17 protein-coding genes are annotated in these 21,590 nt (G+C 64.5%); 5 read left to right on the top strand and 12 right to left on the bottom strand.

The features are described from left to right. Positions 1-100: 100 nt before the first annotated feature. Positions 101-2,101: a transketolase gene (gene tkt / locus J7396_RS09590; protein ID WP_029820177.1), complete on the top strand. Its 2,001-nt coding sequence runs from the start codon at positions 101-103 to the stop codon at positions 2,099-2,101. 727 nt (positions 2,102-2,828) lie between these two features. Next, the gene (fhuE, locus tag J7396_RS09585; protein WP_209261362.1) at positions 2,829-5,012 is read left to right on the top strand and encodes a ferric-rhodotorulic acid/ferric-coprogen receptor FhuE; all 2,184 of its coding nucleotides are present in this window, start codon (positions 2,829-2,831) and stop codon (positions 5,010-5,012) included. Between the two features lie 475 nt (positions 5,013-5,487). Here the strand turns inward: fhuE and J7396_RS09580 are convergent, their stop codons facing one another. The 5 genes from J7396_RS09580 to J7396_RS09560 form a co-directional block, all read right to left on the bottom strand. Continuing rightward, positions 5,488-6,207, bottom strand: a complete 720-nt coding sequence (locus J7396_RS09580; RefSeq protein ID WP_209261361.1) for a M23 family metallopeptidase — start codon at positions 6,205-6,207, stop codon at positions 5,488-5,490. A gap of 2 nt (positions 6,208-6,209) precedes the next feature. Next, complete coding sequence (locus J7396_RS09575; protein ID WP_029820174.1) at positions 6,210-7,139, bottom strand: L,D-transpeptidase; 930 nt, start codon at positions 7,137-7,139, stop codon at positions 6,210-6,212. A gap of 387 nt (positions 7,140-7,526) precedes the next feature. Continuing rightward, positions 7,527-10,241 (bottom strand): TonB-dependent receptor, encoded by a 2,715-nt coding sequence (locus J7396_RS09570; RefSeq protein ID WP_209261360.1) that lies wholly within the window; start codon positions 10,239-10,241, stop codon positions 7,527-7,529. Between the two features lie 121 nt (positions 10,242-10,362). Next, positions 10,363-11,538: a phosphatidylinositol-specific phospholipase C1-like protein gene (locus J7396_RS09565; protein WP_033479018.1), complete on the bottom strand. Its 1,176-nt coding sequence runs from the start codon at positions 11,536-11,538 to the stop codon at positions 10,363-10,365. A 135-nt stretch (positions 11,539-11,673) separates the two neighbouring features. Continuing rightward, on the bottom strand, positions 11,674-13,632 hold the full coding sequence (locus J7396_RS09560; protein WP_209261359.1) for an acetyl-CoA hydrolase/transferase C-terminal domain-containing protein: 1,959 nt from the start codon (positions 13,630-13,632) through the stop codon (positions 11,674-11,676). A 163-nt stretch (positions 13,633-13,795) separates the two neighbouring features. Here J7396_RS09560 and J7396_RS09555 point away from each other — a divergent pair, with 163 nt between their 5' ends. From J7396_RS09555 to J7396_RS09545, 3 genes are read left to right on the top strand one after another with little or no spacing between them, the layout of a single operon-like run. Further along, positions 13,796-14,161, top strand: coding sequence for a BlaI/MecI/CopY family transcriptional regulator (locus J7396_RS09555; RefSeq protein WP_008575878.1), 366 nt, complete (start codon positions 13,796-13,798; stop codon positions 14,159-14,161). After that, a complete protein-coding gene (locus J7396_RS09550) occupies positions 14,151-15,449 on the top strand; it encodes a TonB family protein (protein WP_209261358.1) in 1,299 nt (432 codons plus the stop codon). The genes J7396_RS09555 and J7396_RS09550 overlap by 11 nt, the downstream gene beginning before the upstream one ends. Next, a complete protein-coding gene (locus tag J7396_RS09545) occupies positions 15,446-16,030 on the top strand; it encodes a hypothetical protein (RefSeq protein ID WP_209261357.1) in 585 nt (194 codons plus the stop codon). The genes J7396_RS09550 and J7396_RS09545 overlap by 4 nt, the downstream gene beginning before the upstream one ends. A gap of 97 nt (positions 16,031-16,127) precedes the next feature. On the opposite strand, the gene modC is transcribed toward J7396_RS09545, so the two are convergent. The 7 genes from modC to J7396_RS09510 form a co-directional block, all read right to left on the bottom strand. Further along, on the bottom strand, positions 16,128-16,742 hold the full coding sequence (modC, locus tag J7396_RS09540) for a molybdenum ABC transporter ATP-binding protein (RefSeq protein ID WP_057681677.1): 615 nt from the start codon (positions 16,740-16,742) through the stop codon (positions 16,128-16,130). Further along, entirely contained in the window at positions 16,742-17,428 is a 687-nt protein-coding gene (modB, locus tag J7396_RS09535) for a molybdate ABC transporter permease subunit (RefSeq protein WP_008575885.1), read from the bottom strand. The genes modC and modB overlap by 1 nt, the downstream gene beginning before the upstream one ends. A gap of 16 nt (positions 17,429-17,444) precedes the next feature. After that, positions 17,445-18,221: a molybdate ABC transporter substrate-binding protein gene (gene modA, locus J7396_RS09530; RefSeq protein ID WP_209261356.1), complete on the bottom strand. Its 777-nt coding sequence runs from the start codon at positions 18,219-18,221 to the stop codon at positions 17,445-17,447. Positions 18,222-18,296: 75 nt separating this feature from the next. Continuing rightward, positions 18,297-19,121: an MBL fold metallo-hydrolase gene (locus J7396_RS09525; protein ID WP_071118027.1), complete on the bottom strand. Its 825-nt coding sequence runs from the start codon at positions 19,119-19,121 to the stop codon at positions 18,297-18,299. Positions 19,122-19,134: 13 nt separating this feature from the next. Continuing rightward, entirely contained in the window at positions 19,135-19,908 is a 774-nt protein-coding gene (locus J7396_RS09520) for a S1/P1 nuclease (RefSeq protein ID WP_209261421.1), read from the bottom strand. Between the two features lie 258 nt (positions 19,909-20,166). Beyond that, positions 20,167-20,781, bottom strand: coding sequence for an OmpW family outer membrane protein (locus J7396_RS09515; protein ID WP_209261355.1), 615 nt, complete (start codon positions 20,779-20,781; stop codon positions 20,167-20,169). Between the two features lie 117 nt (positions 20,782-20,898). Continuing rightward, positions 20,899-21,522, bottom strand: coding sequence for an OmpW family outer membrane protein (locus J7396_RS09510; RefSeq protein ID WP_011348431.1), 624 nt, complete (start codon positions 21,520-21,522; stop codon positions 20,899-20,901). Between the last annotated feature and the right edge of the window lie 68 nt (positions 21,523-21,590).

The raw sequence follows: 21,590 nt of genomic DNA, 5'->3' as shown, positions 1-21,590 counted from the left end.
TCCGATTCCCCATTCCCGACTCCCGATTCCCGTAACGCTGTGTATGGGAGAATAGGGGCCTCCGCTTCCAGCGGTGTTCCCTCCGCTTCCATAGACGCCCATGACCCAGCCCACCCGCCGCCAGCTGGCCAACGCCATCCGTTTTCTTGCCGCAGACGCGGTCGAAGCCGCCAAGTCCGGTCATCCCGGCATGCCGATGGGCATGGCCGATATCGCCGAAGTGCTGTGGAACGACTTCTACCGGCACAACCCGAACAACCCGCAGTGGTTCAACCGCGACCGCTTCGTGCTCTCCAACGGCCACGGTTCGATGCTGCAGTACGCGCTGTTGCACCTGTCCGGTTACGACCTGCCGATCGAGCAGCTCAAGCAGTTCCGCCAGTTGCACAGCAAGACCGCCGGCCACCCCGAGCGCAGCGAAACTCCCGGCGTGGAAACCACCACTGGCCCGCTCGGGCAGGGGTTCGCCAATGCGGTGGGCTTTGCGCTGGCCGAGAAGTTGTTGGCGCAGCGCTACAACCGCCCGGAGCTGGAAATCGTCGATCACCGCACCTGGGTATTCATGGGCGACGGCTGCCTGATGGAGGGCATTTCGCACGAAGCCGCCTCGCTGGCCGGTACCTGGGGCCTGGGCAAGCTGGTGGCGTTCTGGGACAACAACCAGATTTCCATCGACGGCAATACGGCCGGCTGGTTCAGCGACGACACCCCGGCGCGTTTCGAGGCCTATGGCTGGCACGTGATCCGCGATGTGGACGGGCATGACGCCGACAAGATCAAGGCCGCCATCGAGGCGGCGCTGGAAAACACCGACAAGCCCACGCTGATCTGCTGCCGTACCAAGATCGGCTTCGGTGCGCCGACCAAGGCCGGCAAGGAATCCTCGCATGGCGCGCCGCTGGGCAAGGACGAACTGGAAGGCGCACGCAAGGCGTTGGAATGGCCGTACGGCCCGTTCGAAATTCCCGAAGAGATCTACGCCGGCTGGCGTGCCGGCGGTACCGGTACCTTGCGTCAGGCCGAATGGGAGCAGCTGTTCGACAAGTATGCCAAGCAGTACGCCAGCGAAGCCGACGAGCTGACCCGTCGCTCGCACGGCGAGTTGCCGGCCGACTTCATCGCCAAGGCCGATGCCTACATCGCCAAGGCGCAGGAAGAGGGCCAGACCATTGCCTCGCGCAAGGCTTCGCAGCTGGCGATCGAAGCGTTTGCGCCGCTGCTGCCGGAGTTGATCGGTGGTTCGGCCGACCTGGCGCATTCCAACCTGACCTTGTGGAAGGCCAGCAAGTCGGTCGCCACCGACGACCCGGATGCCAACTACGTGTACTACGGCGTGCGCGAGTTCGGCATGACCGCCATTGCCAACGGTCTGGCGCTGCATGGCGGGTTCATTCCCTTCGACGCCACCTTCCTGGTGTTCAGCGACTACGCACGCAACGGCGTGCGCATGAGCGCGTTGAACCCGGCGCATGCGATTCACGTGTACACGCACGACTCGATCGGCCTGGGCGAAGACGGCCCGACCCATCAGCCGGTGGAACACCTGGCCTCGCTGCGCTACATCCCCAACAACGACGTGTGGCGCCCGGGCGATGCGGTGGAATCGGCAGTGAGCTGGAAGGCGGCCATTACCCGCAAGGACGGCCCGAGCTGCCTGATCTTCAGCCGTCAGAACCTGCAGCATCAGCCGCGCAGCGCCGAGCAGATCAAGTTGATCGAACGCGGTGGTTACGTGCTGGCCGATGCCCAAGGCGGTACGCCGGACGTGATCCTGATCGCCACCGGCTCGGAAGTGGGCCTGGCGGTGGAAGCCAAGCAGACGCTGGATGCGGCCGGCCTCAAGACGCGCGTGGTGTCGATGCCGTCGACCGATGTGTTCGACCGCCAGGATGCGGCGTATCGCGAGTCGGTGTTGCCGAACGCCGTGCGCAAGCGCGTGGCGGTGGAAGCGGGCGTGACCGGCTTCTGGCGCAAGTACGTGGGCCTGGATGGCGATGTGGTCGGCATGGATACCTTCGGCGCCTCGGCACCGGCCGATCAGCTGTATGCGTACTTCAAGATCACTGCCGAGCACGTGGTGGCCGCAGCGAAGGCGCTGTAGTGCGCTGATATGAGTCACAAAGACGCCGGCGAAAGCCGGCGTCTTTGTTTGTGGCGGATGTCACAACGCGCCGCGTTTCGCGCACTCGCGGTGCGATGTCTCCATTTCGAGTGCTGCGTGGCCGGCGGAGGGGGGCGCCCGCACTTCTGGCAACGCTGCATGTCGCGAGAATTTGCGCAATTCGATGCGAGCGCTTCCTGCAGCGGTGGATCGGAGCGCTGCAGTCTTAGGGACGATCGCCATCGCAACAGTACGCAAGCGGCGGCATGTGTCATTGCGGCAACCGTGGCGGCCGACGGGTTGCCAGATGCATGTGTAACCGCAATGGCTGCGCGGGAGGGCCTGCACAGAGTGGCGCCAACGCGCGAGGCGATGCCCGCCACGTATGACGGCTGATGGCAGAAGCGGGACAGCTGCGGTGCGTGGATCTGGCGCCGGTGAGCCGATGCGTACGCGGCGGCTCTTGCACGTCATGGTCTCCCACGCGTGATATCGCGACCCGGCAGGCCGTGGAGCCGTGGAGCCGTGGAGCCAGGGAGCCAGGGAGCCGGCGTTTGCCTTGTGGCGGTCGATACCAACGAGGTGTTCTGCGGGCTATTTAAAATGTGAATCATTCCCATTAAAATGATGCGCTGCCGATGGTATGGCGCACCGTTCCTCCCCCTTGTTGCCGGCGCTGCGCCTATGCGGTGCGTGCGGCCCGATCCATCTGCGTTGGAGTCACCCGATGATCCGTAGTACCGAAATGCGTCTTATTTCTGTGGGCGCACGCCGCCACGCCCTGCCCCGCGCACTGTTCGCTGCGCTGTGTACGCTGGCCGCCGGCCAGGTCTTGGCAGAAGCGCCCACCGCCGATGCAGACGTCACCACACTGGACCGGATGACCGTGCAGGGTGAGCAGGCCAAGGGCTATACGGTGGAGAAAACCTCTGCCGGGACGCGGATGAACCTGGCGCTGCGCGAGATTCCGCAGTCGGTCACCGTGATCACCCGCGAGCGCATGGACGACCAGAATCTGCAGAGCATCACCGACGTGCTCAACAACGTCACCGGTATCTCGGCTTCGCAGAATGACAGCGAACGGTTGGACTTCTATGCGCGCGGCTTCTATATCGATAACTACCAATTCGATGGCATCCCGGCCTACATGGAGCAGGCGTGGAGCTACGGCGATTCGGCACTGGACGTAGCGCTGTACGACCGGGTGGAAGTGGTGCGCGGCGCAACCGGTTTATTGACCGGCTCGGGTAATCCGTCGGCCTCGATCAATCTGGTACGCAAGCATGCGCTCAGCCGCGACTTCACCGGCACCGTGTCGGTAGGCGGCGGGGACTTCAACAAGACCCGCAGCGTGGCCGATCTCACCGTGCCGCTGAGTCCCGAAGGCACCGTGCGCGCACGCGTGGTGGGCGTGTATCAGGACGGCGAATCGGACATGGATCGCTACAGCCTGCGCAAGAAGATCGGCTCGGCCATCATCGATGCCGACCTCACCGACAGCACGCTGTTGAGCGTGGGCTATGAGTACCAGAAAAAGGAATCGGACGATGTCACCTGGGGCGGCTTCCCGCTGTTCCACAGCGATGGCACGCGTACCGACTACAAGCGCTCGTTCAATCCGGCGGCCGACTGGACGTTCTGGGACACGTGCCTGCAGCGCACCTTCGCCAGCCTGCAACAGAGCTTCGACAACGGCTGGACCCTCAAGGCCAATGTGAGCCACGAAAAGACCGAAGCGACGAACCACCTGTTCTATCCGTTCTACACCATCTTCGGCTTCGACCGCACCACCGGCGGTGGGGTGGTGCCGTATTCGGGCAACTACCAGACCGAGCGCAAGGCCGACGGCGCCGACGTGTATGCCCAGGGCCCGTTCCAGCTGTTCGGCCGCGAACATCAACTGGTCGCCGGCGCCAGCTACAACCGGCGCGAGTACGTCAATAACGGTACCTTCGACTTCCCCGCACCCCTGGACAGCTACCTGGGCTGGAATGGCGCGTATCCGGAGCCCAACTGGAGCCCGCGCACGGTGCAGAGCGATGGCACCATCAAGCAGAAGGCCGCCTACGTGGCCGCACGCTTCTCGCTGGCCGATCCACTGACGTTGCTGGTGGGCGCGCGCTATACCGATTGGCAGATTGACGGCCGTAACGCCGATGCGACGCAGGGGCTGGTGCCGTTCTCCGACACCCAGACCGAAGTCACTCCATACGCCGGGCTGGTCTACGACATCGACGATGTCTGGTCGACCTATGTCAGCTACACCGAGATCTTCAACCCGCAGACCTTGCGCGATGCCAATGGCGGCTACCTGGATCCGTTGAGCGGCAAGGGCTACGAAGCCGGCGTCAAGGCGGCCTGGTTCGACGACCAGCTCAATGCCTCGCTGGCCCTGTTCCGCATCGAGCAGGACAATCTGGGTGTGGCGACGAGCACGCTGGTGCCGGGCAGCAGCGATTTTGCTTACGTCGCTGCCAATGGTGTGGTCAGCGAAGGCTTCGATTTCGAACTCTCCGGCCGCCTGACTCAGGGCTGGAACGCGACCTTGGGCGCCTCGCATTACACCGCACGCGACGACAGCGGTGCCTCGATCAACACGCAACTGCCGCGCACCACCATCAAGCTGTTCAGTAGCTACACCCCACAGGGCGCGTGGAGCGATCTGACCGTGGGCGGTGGCGTCAACTGGCAGAACCGTTCGTACTATGTGGACCCGGTGTATGGCACCTTCCAGCAGAGCCCGTACGCAGTGGTCAACGCGTTTGCGCGCTATCGCCTGTCGCCGCAGTTTTCGGTGCAGCTCAATATCGACAACCTGCTCGACAAGCGTTATTACGCGCAGTTCAACAATGGCTATGGTGCGTGGGGCGCATCGCGCAACGGCATGCTGACCTTCAACTACACGTTCTGATCTGAAGCGACATCGGGCGTCTGCAACGCTCGCTGCGATTACGCCATGGCACGGGCATCTTGCGAAAGATGCTTGTGCTTTTTGGTGTTCCGAGTTTCAGCAGATTGCAGGGAATTGCACTGCCGAACAGGGCCTCTGTCAGCCGCGCTGATTGCGCGATCAGGGCGCGCGGTGCATCGAGACCTCGATTGTCGTGAGGCAGCGTGTCGCGTCATCGAGTCAACATGCATGCGATGCACTAGACATCAGCGCCACACGTGCGCTGCGAAGTCCGCAATGCAAGGGGTTCGCTGTGCATGACTGCCGATCGGCGTAGCGCGCTGCGCCGATGTACCTGCTGCTTATTGCAAAAGCGGCTGCAGATACGGTGCCATGACCTCTGCCAACCAGTCGATGAAGGCGCGCAGGCGTTGCGGCAGATGGCGGCGCTATGCGAAAAACGCAGGCCGTAGCGAGACACACTTGGGCGACCATCTCACTGCAGGGGCTGGTCCCCGTGCAACACCGGATAGGGATTGAGCGCCTCGCCCTTCCACCATTGTTTTTCCGGCCCCAACCGATGGATCTCGAAGTGCAGATGCGGTGCGGCAGGATTGGCGTTGCCAGTGCTGCCGACATAGCCGATGACCTGGCCTCGCTTGATCGATTGTTTCTCCGCCAGGCCGTCGGCGTAGCGCTCCAGGTGCGCATAGTAATAGCAGTATTTGCCGCCAGGCTCGAACTGGTAAATCGTCAGGCCCCCACGCTCGCTGGTGAACAGTTTCTCCACCGTGCCGTCGGCAACTGCCACAACCGGTGTGCCGGTAGGAGCGAGGATGTCGATGGCATCGTGCACGCGGCCTTCGCTGCGCGCATCGGTGAAGGTGTCCTGCAACTGGCTGGCGCCGATGCCCTGTACCGGAATCAGCAAGTCGCTGCCCGGTGCCGCAGCGGCAGGCGGCTGCGCTGGCGTTGTTGCGGCAGGCATGCCGGCGGGCGCGGGATCGGACAGTGGTGCTGAGGCAGCCATCGGTGCCGCCGTGGCGGCCGCTGCAGGGGCTGCCATCGGCGCAGCACTCGCTGAGCTGCGATCTGTTGCGATGGGTGCAGCGCTGGATGACGGTTCTACTTTCGCTTCCGGCGCGGTGCGTTCCAGCCACCAATAGCCGGCCGCGCCCAGCACGACGCCCACCACCAAGGTCAACAGCAGTTTCATGTCTATTCCTGCATCACCACCGGCACCGACGGGCCCACCACGCTGGCGAGGTTGACCACGTCCCAGTTGGTCAGACGCACACAGCCATGCGATTCGGTCTTGCCGACATGGCCGGGCTCGGGCGTGCCATGCAAGCCGTAATGCGGTTTGGACAGATCGATCCAGACACGGCCGACCGGATTGTTTGGGCCCGCTGGCAAGGTGGCCTTCTGATCGCCCTTTTTCGCGTCCCAGAACAGTTTGGGGTTGTACTTGAACACCGGGTCGCGCGAGATGCCGAGAATTTTCCAACGGCCGATGGGCAACGGGTCGTGCTTGCTGCCGGAAGACACCGGGAATTGCGCATAGACCTTGCCGTCGGCGTCCAATAGCCGCAGCGTCGAATCGGACTTATCCACCACTAGCTTGGCTGGCTTGGCCAGGGGCGGCACCCCGTCGATGTTGGGTACCTGAATCACGCTGCCGGCCTTGCTCAGATCCACGCCAGGGTTGAGTTGGGCCAGCAGCGCGGGGTCTGCGTGGAAACGTTCGCCCAGCGCTTCGTCGACGGAGGCATAGCCAAGCGCAGTCAGCTTGGCCTGCTCGGCAGGCCCTTTGGGAATGGGTTGGAACGGGCCGGCGACATCGGCGTCGGTAAGCGTGTACTGCACCAGGGCCGGTGTGGTGTCGGCCTGCAGGGCTTGCCAGGTCGCGTCATCCAGCTCGCCTGTGGCCTTGATGTTGTGGGCGGCCTGGAACCCTGACACTGCGCGCTTTTGATTGGAACCGCGCTCGCCGTCGATCTGGCCCGGCGAAAAATGCGCGCGATCCAGCAACACCTGCGCGTGCAGGTCCGAGCGCGCACCGGTAGGAACAACCTTGGCCGCGGGAGCTGCGGCCGATGCAGGCGCAGCGGCAGGCGCGGGCTGTTGCGCCTGCGCCAGCGCAGACAAGGAAGTACCCAATGCAAGGGCAAGCAAGCAGGCGCGAGCGTAGGGGCGTGGTGGCATGTGCAGGTCCGAAAGAGGCATGCGCGCACCTTGCCGCAGCCGCCTGCGTTTTCTGCGTGAAATCGCTGCACCGGTACTGACTGGGCAAGCGGTGCGATGCGGCATTGCGGTGGACATTGCGCGCTGCGCAATCGACTGACGCAGCACACCGTTGTGACGGAGCCTCACTGCCGATACCGATACCGATACCGATACCGCGGCGCGATGATGCGGCTGCGCAATCGCGGATCCAGCAATGGCACTGCGACAGCCGCTGGATAGCAGGTGGCAATCGCCGCAGCGGCGTACTTTCCGTTGAAAGATCACCGCTGCAGCGTGCCGGCCTATGGATCAGTACGTGTAGCCCAAGGTCAGCATGTAGGTACGTCCGGTTTGCACATAGGCACCGTCGGCGCCGGGATCGTAGGCCATGTAGCGCTTGGACTTGCCCTGCGTTTCGTAGAACGTGGCGGCATTGAGCAGGTTCTTTGCCGACACGCCGACATCGATATGGTGCGGCAAGTGATAGGTCGCATTGAAATCCAGCGACTTCACCGGCTGCAGGTAGTAATTGAGACGGTCGGTGGTGAGCCCCAGCAGTTGCAGGCCGGTGTAGTTGTAGCTCAGGTCCGTGCGCAGGTGCGTGTCGTCGTAGAACAGATCCAGGTTGTAGATGCGTTCCGGTGCGCGCGGCAGCCAGGTCTTTTCCGGCTGGTCGCTGCGTTTGCTATCTGCCTGGCTGTGCTGCAGCGTAAGGTTGGCGGTGACGCCGAAGTTGCTCCAGAGGCCGGGCAACTGTTGCAGGCGCTTGCTCGCCGCCAACTCCAGCCCATAGAGCTTTGCGGTGCCGCCATTTTGCGGCATGGTCACCGGCACGCCATTTTCGAAGGTGGTGCCGGTTGGCACCAGGCCGCCCAGGGTGCTGTCGTTGTTGGTGGCCGATTGCGAGGTATAGATGAACCCATTGATGCGCTTGTAGTACGTCGAGGCGCTGAGCACGCCGCCCTGATGATCGTAGAACTCGGCAGACAGGTCGGCGTTGTCGGCGGTGCTCGCCTGCAGGTTGGGGTTGGGCTTGGAGATGCCGACCACTTTTTGGGTGTCGTCGATCGAATACACCGTCTCGCCGGAAATCAGTCCGAATGCCGGGCGACTGAAACTGCGGCGCAACGACGCGCGATATACGGTGAGATCGTCCGGCCGATAGTTGACGCTGATGCCTGGCAAGACCTTGCCGTAGGTACTGCCGCTGCCGACGAAACTGCCGGTGCTGCCATCGCCGCTGGATTGCCAGGAGTCGGCCGAATACTGGGTCAGTTCGTAACGCACGCCGGGCAGTATGCTCACCTTGCCAAGATGCAGCGCGGCCATCGCATAGCCCGAATAGATCGCTTCGGTGCTGGAGGTGGTGTTGGCGTTGTAGTCGTTGGCGGTATAGATGCCTGCGCCGTTCGGGTCGTCGATGTACTTGTAAGGCAGCGCCTGCGCGCGCATCCAGCCGCGATCGAGCAGCTTGAACGGCCCTGCATAGTGACCATCGAATGCGTTGTACGTGATGCGGCCGGGAATCGCGCTCAGCGGCGGGCCGCCGGCGGTGGGAAACGCGTAATTGGGGCCGCCAAAGTACGGGCCGTTGGTGACGAAGTTGCCATCCTTGTGGAAGAACGGGTGGTCATAGGCGTCGCGCTCGGAGTGATCGGCCGACAGGCCAAGTTTGACGCTGTCCAGCACAGCGCCATCGACCTGGTACGCAATGTCGGTATGCGCGTTGAAGCGGTTATCGTGGCTGCCGGCGTCGTGGCCCTGCACCTTCCACAACAGCGAAGAATCCAGGTTGTAGAAGAAGTCCTTCAACGCCGGCGAGCTTGGGCCGATGCTCGGGTAGGTGGGGTCGCTGAGGTCGAAGGCGAAGCTGCCCGGGGTGAACCCATACAGACTGGCCGACACATAATCCGGCCGGCTGCGCGTGCCGCGGCCGAACGAGGTGCCGTAGTCCAGGTGCAGCCGGTCGAGCGTGGTCTGCCCGCCCAGTTGCACCGTGGCCAGCGTCTCGTCGATATCGTGGGTGTTGAAGTACCCGCCGCGCACCGCCGTGGGCTGGTTGCGATAGGTCTCCAGGCGCGCACTGGACTGGTCCTGCGTGCCGGTGACGCCGTAACTGCCGTAGATGGCACGTGCATACAGCGCGCTGGTGTCGCCCTGCCAATCCAGCGACAGGTTGCCGCCATAGCGTTCGATCTGGCTGGCGTAGAGGCTGTACTTGTAGCGGGTGCTGATCAGCGGGCCGACATCGCGCAAATCGGTGGCGGCGGCGAGCGCAGGGTCGGCGGGCACGTATTTGCTGTTGGGTGCAGGGGCCTGCGCCATGTTGTTGTTCTTGCCGTAATAGGCCGATGCGTAGATGCCGAACGCATCGCCTTCCCCGAACTTCCAAGCCAGCTCCTGCTGGAACGTGCCGCCGCTGTCCTTGCCACCCAGGTGGTGGGCTAGTGCGTTGAACTGACCTTGCGCGGTGCTCTTGGCATAGAGGTCTTGGTCGAAATCAAATGCATTGGGGGTGCGCATATCGATCGCGCCGCCGATCGAATCGCCGGGCATGTCGGGCGTCGGCGATTTGGAGACCTGCACCGACTGGATGCCGAATGGCGCCAGCATGTTCAAGGAAATGGCGCGCGTCGAGGAGTCGGTTTCCGGCATGCCAAAGCCGTTGAGCGTGTATGCGTTATAGCTGGCGTCCATGCCGCGGATGCTGACGTAGGCGTTCTCGCCGGTGGTGGCCTGGCCAAGATGCATGTCGCTGTAGGCCGATAATCCCGGCATGTGCGCTACCACATCGGCAATGCCGCCGGAGGGAATCGCATCGATCTGCTGCTTGCTCATCACGCTGTTGACGCTATTGGACAGGCGCTGTTCGCTGAGCGAGCCCGGCGCCGCGGCCTGGGTGGCTTGCACGTTGACCGAGTCCAACGTGGTGGTGGTCATCTCTGCAGCGCACGCCAGCGATGGCGCGCAAAGCGCCGCGGCAATGGCGCAGGTCAAGCGATGGAGGGGGCGGGAAAACTGCATCTTGATGCTCGCGTGATGGGGAGGGGAGGCTCGCGCCCGGGCAGCGGGCACGGCCATGGATCGCCGACGCTTCCATTGCGACAGGGCTGATGCGTAGGGCCGCTTGTGCGCGTTGCTGCCCTCAGTGGTGCAGGTCGATGCCGTCGCAACCCGGGTCCGGTCGCTGCGGATTGCAACGCGCCACCGCGCCGCCATCGAAGCGCACTACGTAGCCGTTATCGGCCGGCTCGTTGATCGGGAAGTCGGTACTGAGCAATTGCGCGCCGCTGGCCAGCATGGCGTCGCGCCGGGCGGTGTCGTTGTGCTGGGCTTCCTTCAAATCCGCATCGGTGCGTGTACGTACCAGATAGCCCGCCTTGACCAGCTTTTTGATGTCATCGGCAGGGCCGTCGTTGCGTTCGACGAAGGCCGCATCGTCTTCGCCTGGCACCGCATTGGTGAAACACACCCGGCCACGCAGCGATGGGTGGCCGGGCAGATAGCTGGCACCGGCAACGCGTTGGTCGAGCAGAAATACCACCTTGCCGCGCGCCTGGGCCAACGACGGCCAGCCATGCGCGAGCACGCCTGCGTTGAGCGTAGGCGCGCGGCCCCGCACCTGATCGGGGCTGATGTATTCACCGGGCTGGAAGACCGAACGCAGTTCGGCATCCAGTGCATCCATCGCCTTTGCATCGAAGGGTTCGGGTTGTACGGTGGGAAACGTCAACTGGATCGGCGCCTGCTTGGTTTCGAGCAGGATGAAGATGGGCACGTGGCCCGGGTGCTGCTTCGACCAGGTGCGGATTTCCTGCAGGCAGGCAATCAACGGTTGGCAGTTGCTGCGCTGGTCCAGATCCTGCACATGCATGACCTTGAAGCCGGGCCTGTCCATCACTCCGGTGGGCGCGCTTGCCGGTGCGGTCGGCAGACCGGCCTTGGCGATCTGCGCAACGATGGCCGGATGTGCGTAGCGCCCGCCCTGTGCATCGGCGAAGACGTCCAGTTCAAGTTGGCGCACGCCATCGTCAAGTTGCTGCGTCAAGGCGGGATGGCGGTAATCCAGCGCGGCAAACAGTGTCGGGTCCAGTTGCTTCAATAACGCCGCTTCGCTGGGCGCAAAGCCGGCGTGGTAGCTGTTGTGGCTGCCGATGTACTGCAGGTCGGTCAGGCGCGGTGCGGCTTGCGCGACAAGACTGCTCAGCAACAGCACGGCGAAGATGGCGGTGCGCTGCGTCTTGCTTCGCTTTGGGCGCACCAACTTCGTTTTGCGATCGAACCCTGACGTGACAGCAGTAAACACGCGAAAAAGATGCATGCAGCACAGCCGGAAAGCGACGAGGTCGCCATCATCACGGCCCAGTTTGACGCATATCTTTCCGCTGTGTGTCCGTGATGCGTCAGTGCTTGCCGCGGTGCGTTCGAGCCGGTGGCAAATCGCGGCACTGTTTCTTCATGGCGCGGCGGTCTGTCGCAAGGCATGGGTCAGCAGCCGCGCCTGCAGGCGATCACCAAGGCTGTTTGGCGCATCCAGTGCCATGCGTTGCAGGCAGGCAACATCATCGGCACCGGGCGCTTGGCGCGTGAGCAGTGCGCGGGTCACCGTGGCGATCTTTCCGCCAGTGCTGGCAGTTGCCCCCTTGAGCCAGCCCAATGCGGGCAGCAGACGCTGTTCGATCTTCGTGAAGTCGCTGCCGAGCGGGTAATCGGGCAGGCTGCCGTCGCGCTGAAATGGCGCCAGTGCCTGTTCCAGTACCCGTGGTGTGTTGCGCTGCGCGCGTACCGGCAGTGCCGGCGCTGTACGCAACTTGCGCGACCGTTCCGCCTGGGCAAGCAATTCACCCTGGAAGCGGGCATCGCAGATGGCGGCCATTTCCAGCACGCAGTCCTGGTCGGTCTTGTGGCGTAGATCGGCGATGCCGTATTCGGTGATGTAGAGGTCGCGCAGATGGCGTGGAATGGTGGTGTGCCCGTAGTTCCAGCGCAGGTTGCTGGCGGTGTGTGCGCCAGCCTCGCGGGTGGCGCGCAGCATCAAGGCGCTACGTGCCTGCGGCAGTGCATGCGCCATCGCCACGAAGTTGTACTGCCCGCCGACCCCGGACACGATGCGGCCATCTTCCAGCCCGTCGGAGACTGCCGCGCCCAGCGCGGTCGCCATCATGCAGGAGTTGAAGAAGCGTGCATCCTTGCGTTTCAAGCGGTTTAGCGTCTCGTTGCCGCCGTAGAGCTGATTGATCTCGCTGATGCGGCGCATGCCGATCGCCGCGCGTGTCGGGGCATCCAGATCGCGCAGCCATTGATAGAACGCGGGCGAGCCGAGATAGAACGCGCCATGCAGGAACTCGCCTTCGGCGGCAAGACGTGCGTGATCGGCTATGTCGGCGCTGCCATCGGCAATGCGCTGCATCAGCGGCAGATCGTCGTGCACCTTGCGACGGATCACGCCGCTGTCCACCAATTGCTTGAAGCCTTCGTTGAGCATCTCGCTGCAACCGTACAAGCCGACGGCAAACGGCTCCAGGCCGCCGCTGGCCTGCACGGCCGGGTGGTGTTCCAGTGCCGGATCCAGCGCATGCAGCACACGGCGATAGGTCGCGTTATCGGTATGCCGCAGCACCAGTGCATGGCTCAGTGCATCGGCCAGCGTGCCGATGCCAATCTGCAAGGTGCCGCCATCGCGCACCAGGGCACTGGCATACAAGCCGATGGCGTAGTCGACGCTTCTCACCGCTTGCCGCGGCAAGCCGAACAGCTGCGGGAACGGGCCTGGCAAATCGATGATCAGATCGAAGAATGCGGCATCTACCGCTGCGGTGCCTCCCATCCACGGCAACAGCGGATCGACTTCCGCCACCAGCATCGGGCGCGGCAAGCCGAGTGCCTGCACCGCGTCCAGCGTGTCCTGGGTGATGTCGTTGTTGCACGACAACGACAGCCGCGTGCTGCCCGGTTCGCGCGCCACTTTCTGCACGATCAGGTTGGGCGCGCGTTGCGCCACCGCTGCAGCGGCATGCGTGTAGTTGAGGCTCGTGTAGTCGGCCTGGGCCTGGGTGGAATGCAAGAGCCCGCCGGATTGCATGTAGAACTCTTCCACCTGCACATGCGCGGGCAAGGCATCGCGCAGCATGGCGTCGACATAGGCAAGGCGAGGGAAATCCTCGCCAAAGTGGCGCGCGATGAACGGTGCGGCAAAGCGCGCCTGGAGTCCGGTACCCGGCCTGGGGGGATTGAGCGAGAGCGCCGTGTAAATCGCCAGTGGCCGCGACGGCGTGTCCTTGAGCTGTGCGTAGAGCGCGTTCAACAGACGGTGCGGCTTGCCGATGCCCAGCGGCGCGCCCACGCGCAGCGGGCCGTCGATGCGTTGCAGGATCCGCTCCACGGCGGCGCTCAGGTCGGTGAGGTGCTCGGTCATCCACGCAGAGTAGCCGAGCCGGTCGCGTGCTGCCTGCATCCCGATACTCGTGCGCCATGCTTGGCCGCCATCAATGCGGGCAGGCGTCGGGAGCCCGTTCGATCACTGCTTGACAAGCAAGCTGTTTACGCGCGTAATCGATAAAAATTACGGATGTAATCGCATGCCGATCAGCGACGCCGAAGCGGTGGTGATGCAAGTGCTCTGGGATGGTGCGCCGCGCACCGCAGAAGAAGTGATCGCCGCGTTGGCGCACACCGGCTGGGCCGAGCCCACCATCAAGACCTTGCTGAATCGGCTGCTCACCAAGGGCGCCGTTGCGGCAGAAAAACACGGCCGCAGGTATCACTACGCGCCGCTGCTGGCGCGCGAACAGTGGGTGCAGCAGCAGAGCGAAGGATTGCTGCAGCGGCTGTTCGGCGGGCGCGTTGCACCGCTGGTGGCGCACTTCAGCGAACGCGGGCAACTCAGTGCCTCGGACATCGCAGAATTGAAGCGTCTGCTCAAGGAGTTGGACGATGCACCTTGAGCTGCCATTGCTGTTGCGCGTCACCTTGTATAGCAGTGCCGCATTGGTGGCCTGTCTGGTGCTGCGGCGCGCACTGCGTGGCTGGCTGGGCGCAACAGCGGCGTATGCGATCTGGCTCGCCGTGCCACTTGCCGTATTGGCAGCTGCAATACCAGGGCCGCCGCTCGCGTCAGCGTTGCCGAAGATGCCGGCGATGGTCGCGATGCCGCTCAACCTGCAGGAGGGCGATCACGCATGGGCGGGGACCTTGATGGCCACCTGGCTGGCCGGTGCGGTCGCGATGACCGTAGCGCTCTGGTGGCGACAGCGGCGATTCGTACGCAGCTTGGGCGCGTTGCATGCGCTCAAGGGCGAAGTATGGGCGGCAACGCACGATGTAGGCCTGCCGGTATCGTTGGGATTCTGGCGCCCACGCATCGTGCTGCCGATGGATTTCGATACGCGCTACAGCGCCGCCGAACGCACCTTGATCCTGACGCATGAGCGCCTGCATCTGCGGCGCGGTGATCTGTATGCCAATCTGCTGGCCGCGCTGTTGCTGTGCATCGGCTGGTGGAATCCGTTGATGCATCTGGCATGGCGCGCGTTCCGGCTGGATCAGGAACTGGCGTGCGACGCAGAGGTGCTGACGCGCTATCCGGGCAAGCGCCGCAGTTACGCCACCGCGATGCTCAAGACCCACTGTGGTGCCAGCTGGACGCCGACGGCCTGCCGTTGGAATGCGCCGCATGCGCTTACCCAACGCGTGGCAGCCTTGCTGAAGCCTGCGGTGGAGGCGCCCCGCGCGCGATGGAACCTGCGCGTGGTGGTGGCACTAGCGGTGATGGTCAGTGGCGCCTGCTGGGCATTCCAGCCTGCGCGATTGCATGGCATGCGTGTGCCTGGCAATACGCTGGATTTTGGCACCATGCAGCCGCCCAGGTATCCGCCTGACGCCGTCGCTGCAGGCCTGGCGGGATTTGTCGAACTGCAGATCGCAGTGAGCCCGACTGGCACACCCGACCATATCGCCATCGTGCGCAGCACGCCGGCAGGCGTGTTCGATCAGACCGTGCTCGACGCAGCACGCCACTGGCGCTTCACACCTGCGCTGGAGGATGGCAAGGCGGTCGCGTCCGAGGTGCGCGTGCCGGTGAAATTCGAACTGGATCCACCAGATGCGGCATCGGCAGTTGCAGATATCCATTCCGGTACCGAAGCTGCTGCAGGCCCACACGCTGCCGACCGGTCCGAACGTGTGGCCAGCTGCGCACCTGCGGGATGCGCCTCACGCGGGGCGTTGCAATGAACCGCTGCCTGATCGGTAGCCTCGCCCTGATGCTGGCCATGAGTAGTTGCGCCACGCGCCAACTGGCCGAGCAGCAACGCAGCAAGCGCGAGGATTCGGTGGATCAACGCATGCTGCCTCCACAGCCGGACGGCGGCGGCGCTGCGGGCGTCCAATCCTATACGCTGGCACCAACGCAACGCTTTCGCATGCCACGCGCGGCGCGCAGCGACGCCCCGGTGCTGCCCCCCGATTCGCCACGCCAGAGCCTGGCGCCCACCACCGTCTGCGCGCATCTCATTCTGAGCGCAGAGGGCACGGTGCAGCGCGTGGATCCAATGTCCGACCGCGACGAATGCGCCGCCGGGCTGCTGCCGGACAACGCCGATCTCATGCAAGCGGTGCGCGCCGCCGCGCTGCGATGGCAGTTTGTTCCGGCGGCGATGTGCACGTATCCATCAGGCGCTGCGCAACCGTCAGTGCCAGACGATTGCACTGGCGCCGCCCAGATCGAGCCGGTACCGGTGACGTTGTCGTTCGCGTTCACCTTCGAGGTGCGGCAAGGCAAGGTGAGCGTGCGGACCGGGAAGGTGGTCCGATAGCTGCTGCAGCCGTTGCGCAGCATGTCCAGTCACCAACAACGCGGCGCCCTCTCATAACGCGTCAACCGCTAACGCCCTATCACCGCCCACACCGCCTTCAATCCAGCACATGCACGCTGTCGGCAATGCGCTGCACTTCATCGGGGTTGTGGCTGACGTAGAGCATTGGCAGGCGAATCTCGTCGCGCACGCGCTGCAGGTAGGGAATCAATTCTTCGCGGCGCGCCTGATCCAGGGCCGACAGCGGTTCGTCGAATAGCAGAATCGCCGGTTGCGCCAACAACGCGCGGCCAATCGCCACGCGCTGCGCTTCGCCGCCAGAGAGGTTGCGCGGCCGGCGTTGCAGCAGCGGTGCGATGCCGAGCAAGGCCACCACATCGTCGAAGCCGAACGGTGCCTTGCCGCGCGCATGCCGGCCGTAGCGCAGGTTGCGCCGCACATCCAGATGCGGAAACAGCCGCGCATCCTGGAACACATAACCAATCCGGCGCTGATGCGTCGGCAGGTCGATGCCTTGCCCGGCGTCGTACAGGCAGCGCCCATCGATGCGGATATGCCCGGCCTGCGGACGCACCAAGCCGGCAATTGCATTGAGCACCGTGGTCTTGCCCGCGCCGGAGGGCCCCACCAGCGCCACGACACGCGCATCGTCGTGGATGCGGATGCGGCGTTCGAAGGCGCCGCGCTGCAGCTGCAGGTCGATATCCAGCATCACGCGTCCTCGCGCGGATGCGGCCGGCGCACCAGCCATTCGGACAGCAGCAGCGCCGCCAGCGAGATCGCCAGCGCCACGCCGGCCAGCCGCCAGATGCCCGATTCCATCCCCGGGACCTGCATCAGCCCGTAGATGGCCGACGACAAGGTCTGCGTTTCGCCAGGGATATTGGACACGAAGGTGATGGTGGCGCCGAACTCGCCAAGCGCCTTGGCGAACGCGAGCACCATGCCGGCGACCAGGCCCGGCCAGGCCAGCGGCAAGGTGATGCTGAAGAACACCCGCCACGGCCCGGCCCCCAGCGTGGCGGCGGCCGCTTCCAGGCGACGATCGGTGGCTTCGATGGATAGACGGATCGCGCGCACCATCAGCGGAAATCCCATGACCGCGCACGCCAACGCCGCGCCGGTCCAGCGGAAGGCGAACTGGATACCGAGATGTTCCAGCAACCAGCTGCCCACCGGCCCCTGTGTGCCCAACACCACCAGCAGCGCATAGCCGGTGATCACTGGCGGCATCACCAGGGGCAGATGCAGCAGCGCGTCCAGCAGGGCCTTGCCGGGGAAGCGGCGCCGCGCCAGCAGCCAGCCGCAAGCAATGCCCGGCGGCAGGCTGGCGAGCGCTGCCACGATCGCAACCTTGAGACTCAAGCCGATCGCGGTCAGCTCTTCCGGGGTGAACATCGACAAACGGTGTGCCTCAATCCTTCAGCGAGAAACCACGGCGCGCAAAGATCGCCTTGGCCGGCTTGCTTCCCAGCCAGCTGACGAATGCGGCGGTGGCGGGGTTATTGCTGTTTTTCAATGCAGCAACCGGATACACGATGGGGTCATGGCTGTCGTCGGGGAAGGTGGCGATGACGCGCACCTTGGCATCGGCGCGCGCGTCCGAGCCATACACGATGCCCAGCGGCGCTTCGCCACGCGAGACCAGCATCAAAGCCGCACGCACGCTTTCCGATTCGGCAAGCCGGTTGCCGACGCTGTCCCATTGGCCGAGCTTGCGCAGCGCGGCGGCTGCGTACTTGCCGGCCGGCACACTGGCGGTCTGGCCTACGGCCAGGCGTCCGCCCTGCCCAAGCGCCTTGGCAATGGCGCCGGGGGTGCGCAGGTCAACGTGCAGCTTGCTGTTCGCCGGCGCGATCAATACCAGTGTGTTGCCGAGCAGGTTGTGCCGCTGCGCCGGCAGCACCAGCCCACGCTGCTGTAGATAGTCCATCCACTCCAGGTCGGCCGAAAAGAACACGTCCGCCGGCGCGCCCTGTTCGATCTGGCGTGCAAGCGCAGAACTCGCTGCATACGACACGCGCACCGGCGTGCCGGTGGCTTTTTCGTACGCGGCCGCAGCTTCGTCCATCGATTCTTTCAGGCTCGCGGCCGCAAACACCGTCACCGGTGCGGTCTGCGCACTCGCCAGCAGGGGCAACGCCAGCATCAGCACGCACAACGCGCGCTGCCAGAAACCGATCATGCGCATCGAAGGCTCCTCACCAGGACAGGGCCCCGATCATAGCGGCTACGCGATGCGTACCGCGTGGCGAGCCTGCACGCGCTACAGGACCACTCCGGCGCAACGCCCGGCCTGAAGATTGGTTTGCAGGGCCGGGCGGATCAACTTGGGCTCTGGCAAGGTGGCATCGCGCGCCTGCCGCTGCGCCACGAAGGTCTCTACATCCACGCCGTCGCGCACATGGATATTGCTGCGCCGCTGCGCGCCGATACTGGTCTGATGCGCCACCGCGCGCCCGCCCGGGCCATAGTCGTGGCAGACGAACACGCGGGTGCTTTCCGGCAGCGCATACAGGCGCTGGATCGAGGCAAACAGCTGGCGTGCATCGCCGCCGGGAAAATCGCAACGCGCCGTGCCCGCATCCGGCATGAACAACGAGTCGCCAGGAAACAACGCATCGCCGATCAGATACGCAATGCTGTCGCTGGTGTGGCCGGGCACCGCGATGACGCGTGCTTCGATATCGCCAAGCTTGAAGCGCTCGTCGTCGGCAAACAGATGATCGAATTGCGAGCCATCGGCGCGGAAGTCGGCCGGCAATGCGTACTGCGCGGCAAGGGTGCGTTGCACTTGGCAAATACCCTCGCCGATACCGATACGCGCCTGCGGCCAATGCTGCTTCAGCCACTGCGCTGCAGACAGGTGATCGGCATGCGCGTGAGTTTCCAGCAGCCATTGCACCTGCCATCCGTGTTGCTCGATGGCCGCAAGGATGGCCTGCGCCGCCTGGCTGCCGACGCTGCCGCTATCGGCCGCGTAGTCCAGCGCCGGGTCGATCACTGCCGCCGCACCGGTGGCCGCATCGGCGACCACGTAGGTGAAGGTGTTGCTGTCGGCATGAAAGAAGGCAAGCACCTGGGGCTGCATCGGCGTCTCCACGTCAGGGGCCGGCCAGCGCCGCGTTGAGGATGGCGGCAAGCCGGTCACCCGCGATGCGCAGCTGGGTTTCGGCGATCGGGCGATAGGTGGCGATGTAGGTGGCGGGCAACACGTGCGCGCTCGGGTAGACGCCCCGCGTGATGGCGATCTTGCACGAAGCCTGCGCCCATGCCGCAGCCGGCGGCGGCAGCGCCGCAGACCCGGCAGTGGCGGCCGGCAATGCCAGCAAGCGTTGCAGGTACGCATCGTCGCTCAGATGGCGGTCGTTGAGCATGCCGCTGTCCCACAGCGCATGCAGGTTGCTGCCCTTGCCGTCGATCTGCAGCTGGAAGTCGTTACCGCCCTTGTCGTGCGCATAGCCGGCGTGCATGGGCTGATGGATGTCGCCGACGAAATGCACCACGAACTTCAAGGCCTGGCGGCGTACGTCCAACGGCTGGGTGCGATCTGCGAGCAGGGCGGCTTGCTGGTCGAGCGCAGCGATCACGCAGTTGCCGTCCGGGCAGTCGCGCGGTGGCGAGTACGTGCAGTCGTGTTCGCCCAGGTTGACGTAGTGCCACGGCCCGGAGCGCTTGCCCAGGTCAGGGTCGTGCTCGCGCAGCTCATCGGCCCAGGTGGCCACGCCGTGCAGGGTCGGGTCCGGCTCGCCGGCCAGCAATTGCGCCACTTGCGTGCGTGCCTGCGGGCTAAGCTCGGTTTCGGCGATGCGCGCCACCAGGCGGTGGCCTTGCGGGCCCCAGGCCAGGGCGGTGCTTGGGTGGATTGTGGCGGCCATTGCCGTTGCAACAACGAATGCAGAGAGGGAACGTGTTTTCATCCGGCGATTGTACGCATCGGTCCGGGACGGTTTGATGGCCCTCCCGGAGCTGCGACAGCCACGCCTCAGCATGGTGCCGGCACGTGCCTGGAGCGCGCCCGGATGGAGCAAACAGTTGCACGCAAGCGGCAACTGCAGCATCCACGTGGGGGTATGCCGCAGCCGGCGCTGGCCGCGCCCATCTGGCGATGAACGCAGTCGTGTTGCTAGGCGCTCTTAGTAATACACCAGGTACGACACGCCGAAGGTCAACGGATCGATCCGTGCCTTGCCCAGCCGCCCGCCGTTGAGGTCGACGTTGCTGCGCGAATCGGTCCAGCGCGCATCCACGCGCAGGCCGCTACGGTCGTTGAAGATGAAGTCCACGCCGACATGCGCAGTGGCGCCGACCGAATCGTCGAAACGCAGATCGCCGCTGGTAACCGTCGGCTCGGTGTCTTCGCCCAGGAACGTGGTGTAGTTGATGCCTATGCCCACGAACGGCGACACCGTGCCGTAGCCATTGATGTGGTACTGCAGCAGCACGCTCGGTGGCACCGTCCAATAGCTGCCCACCTTGCCGATGCCCTGCAGCTCGAGGTCGTGCTTGCCCGCAACTGCCGCATGCACTTCGATACCCAGGTTGTTGCGCAGGAAGTATTCGTAGGTGAACGACAGTGCCGGCGCGCCCTTGATCTCGGCTTGGGTGCCGCCGAAGGTGCCGCTATTGGACTTGGGCGAGACATAGCCGGCACCGTAACCGGTCGTCCAATGACCGGCCGACTGTGCAAGGGCGGGTGCGGCCGAGGCGGCCAGTGCGATGGCGAGGGCGGTGCGAGTCAGCGTGTTCATGGAATCCCCGGTAGGTCGGACAGGCGGGCGACGTGACCGACCTGTCCGCAACTCCGGCGGTGATGCACGTCCCTGGACGGCAAGTGTGCCAGAGATGCGCCGCCCACGCCGCGGGGATCAGAACCGGTGCACGTAGGCCAGGCCGTAGACCAGCGGGTCGATATTGACCGTGCCGATACGGTTGCCGTCCAGGCGCGCTCGGGTATCGATATCGATCCAGCGCAGGTTGACGCGCAGCGCGCCGCGGTCGCTGAGCTTGTAGTCCACGCCTGCATGCAGTGCCAGGCCCCAGGAATCGTCCAGCTCCAGCTTGCTGCCGGCCAGCGCGCCGCGGGTGTCGGTGTCGAAGAAGCGCGTGTAGTTGATACCGGCGCCAACGAACGGCGATAGCGTGCCCTGGGCGTTGAAGTGGTACTGCAGCGAGATCACCGGCGGCAGATGCTTGGTGCTGCCCACCCGGCCCAGGCCGCCAATCGCAATGTCGTGCTCGAACGGCAGCGCAGCCAGCACCTCGATGCCCAGGTTGTCTGCGACGAAATATTCGGCGGTAAACGTGGGTTTGATGTCTTTGCCCACATCCACGTCGAGGGTGCCGCCGACCAGGCTGCCATTGTCGGATTTGGGAGCGACCTGGTGGGCACCGACGGCAACGGTCCAGTCGCCTTTGGATTGCGCCAGTGCGGGGAGGCTGACGCAAGAAGCGGCCAGAGCGGCGAACAGAAGGGTAGAGCGCATACGCATGAGAAGTCTCGTGGGGTGCAATGGACGTGGGAAGTCTTCGCGCTTGGCGTCGCCGCTGCCTTGATCCT

The sequence above is a fragment of the Xanthomonas sp. A1809 genome (assembly GCF_017746015.1).
Taxonomy (GTDB): Bacteria; Pseudomonadota; Gammaproteobacteria; order Xanthomonadales; family Xanthomonadaceae; genus Xanthomonas; species Xanthomonas euvesicatoria.
Note: the sequence above shows the minus strand (reverse complement) of the source record. Positions and strands in the feature narration are given on the sequence as shown.

Excerpts from the sequence above, each read along its gene's own strand:
- modC (WP_057681677.1), bottom strand. The coding sequence starts at position 16,742 with ATGCTGGATATCGACCTGCAGCTGCAGCGCGGCGCCTTCGAACGCCGC.
- modA (WP_209261356.1), bottom strand. The coding sequence starts at position 18,221 with ATGCGCATGATCGGTTTCTGGCAGCGCGCGTTGTGCGTGCTGATGCTG.
- J7396_RS09545 (WP_209261357.1), top strand. The coding sequence starts at position 15,446 with ATGAACCGCTGCCTGATCGGTAGCCTCGCCCTGATGCTGGCCATGAGT.
- modB (WP_008575885.1), bottom strand. The coding sequence starts at position 17,428 with ATGTTCACCCCGGAAGAGCTGACCGCGATCGGCTTGAGTCTCAAGGTT.
- fhuE (WP_209261362.1), top strand. The coding sequence starts at position 2,829 with ATGATCCGTAGTACCGAAATGCGTCTTATTTCTGTGGGCGCACGCCGC.
- J7396_RS09560 (WP_209261359.1), bottom strand. The coding sequence starts at position 13,632 with ATGACCGAGCACCTCACCGACCTGAGCGCCGCCGTGGAGCGGATCCTG.
- J7396_RS09520 (WP_209261421.1), bottom strand. The coding sequence starts at position 19,908 with ATGGCCGCCACAATCCACCCAAGCACCGCCCTGGCCTGGGGCCCGCAA.
- J7396_RS09570 (WP_209261360.1), bottom strand. The coding sequence starts at position 10,241 with ATGCAGTTTTCCCGCCCCCTCCATCGCTTGACCTGCGCCATTGCCGCG.
- J7396_RS09580 (WP_209261361.1), bottom strand. The coding sequence starts at position 6,207 with ATGAAACTGCTGTTGACCTTGGTGGTGGGCGTCGTGCTGGGCGCGGCC.
- J7396_RS09510 (WP_011348431.1), bottom strand. The coding sequence starts at position 21,522 with ATGCGTATGCGCTCTACCCTTCTGTTCGCCGCTCTGGCCGCTTCTTGC.
- J7396_RS09515 (WP_209261355.1), bottom strand. The coding sequence starts at position 20,781 with ATGAACACGCTGACTCGCACCGCCCTCGCCATCGCACTGGCCGCCTCG.
- J7396_RS09550 (WP_209261358.1), top strand. The coding sequence starts at position 14,151 with ATGCACCTTGAGCTGCCATTGCTGTTGCGCGTCACCTTGTATAGCAGT.
- J7396_RS09555 (WP_008575878.1), top strand. The coding sequence starts at position 13,796 with ATGCCGATCAGCGACGCCGAAGCGGTGGTGATGCAAGTGCTCTGGGAT.
- J7396_RS09565 (WP_033479018.1), bottom strand. The coding sequence starts at position 11,538 with ATGCATCTTTTTCGCGTGTTTACTGCTGTCACGTCAGGGTTCGATCGC.
- J7396_RS09525 (WP_071118027.1), bottom strand. The coding sequence starts at position 19,121 with ATGCAGCCCCAGGTGCTTGCCTTCTTTCATGCCGACAGCAACACCTTC.
- tkt (WP_029820177.1), top strand. The coding sequence starts at position 101 with ATGACCCAGCCCACCCGCCGCCAGCTGGCCAACGCCATCCGTTTTCTT.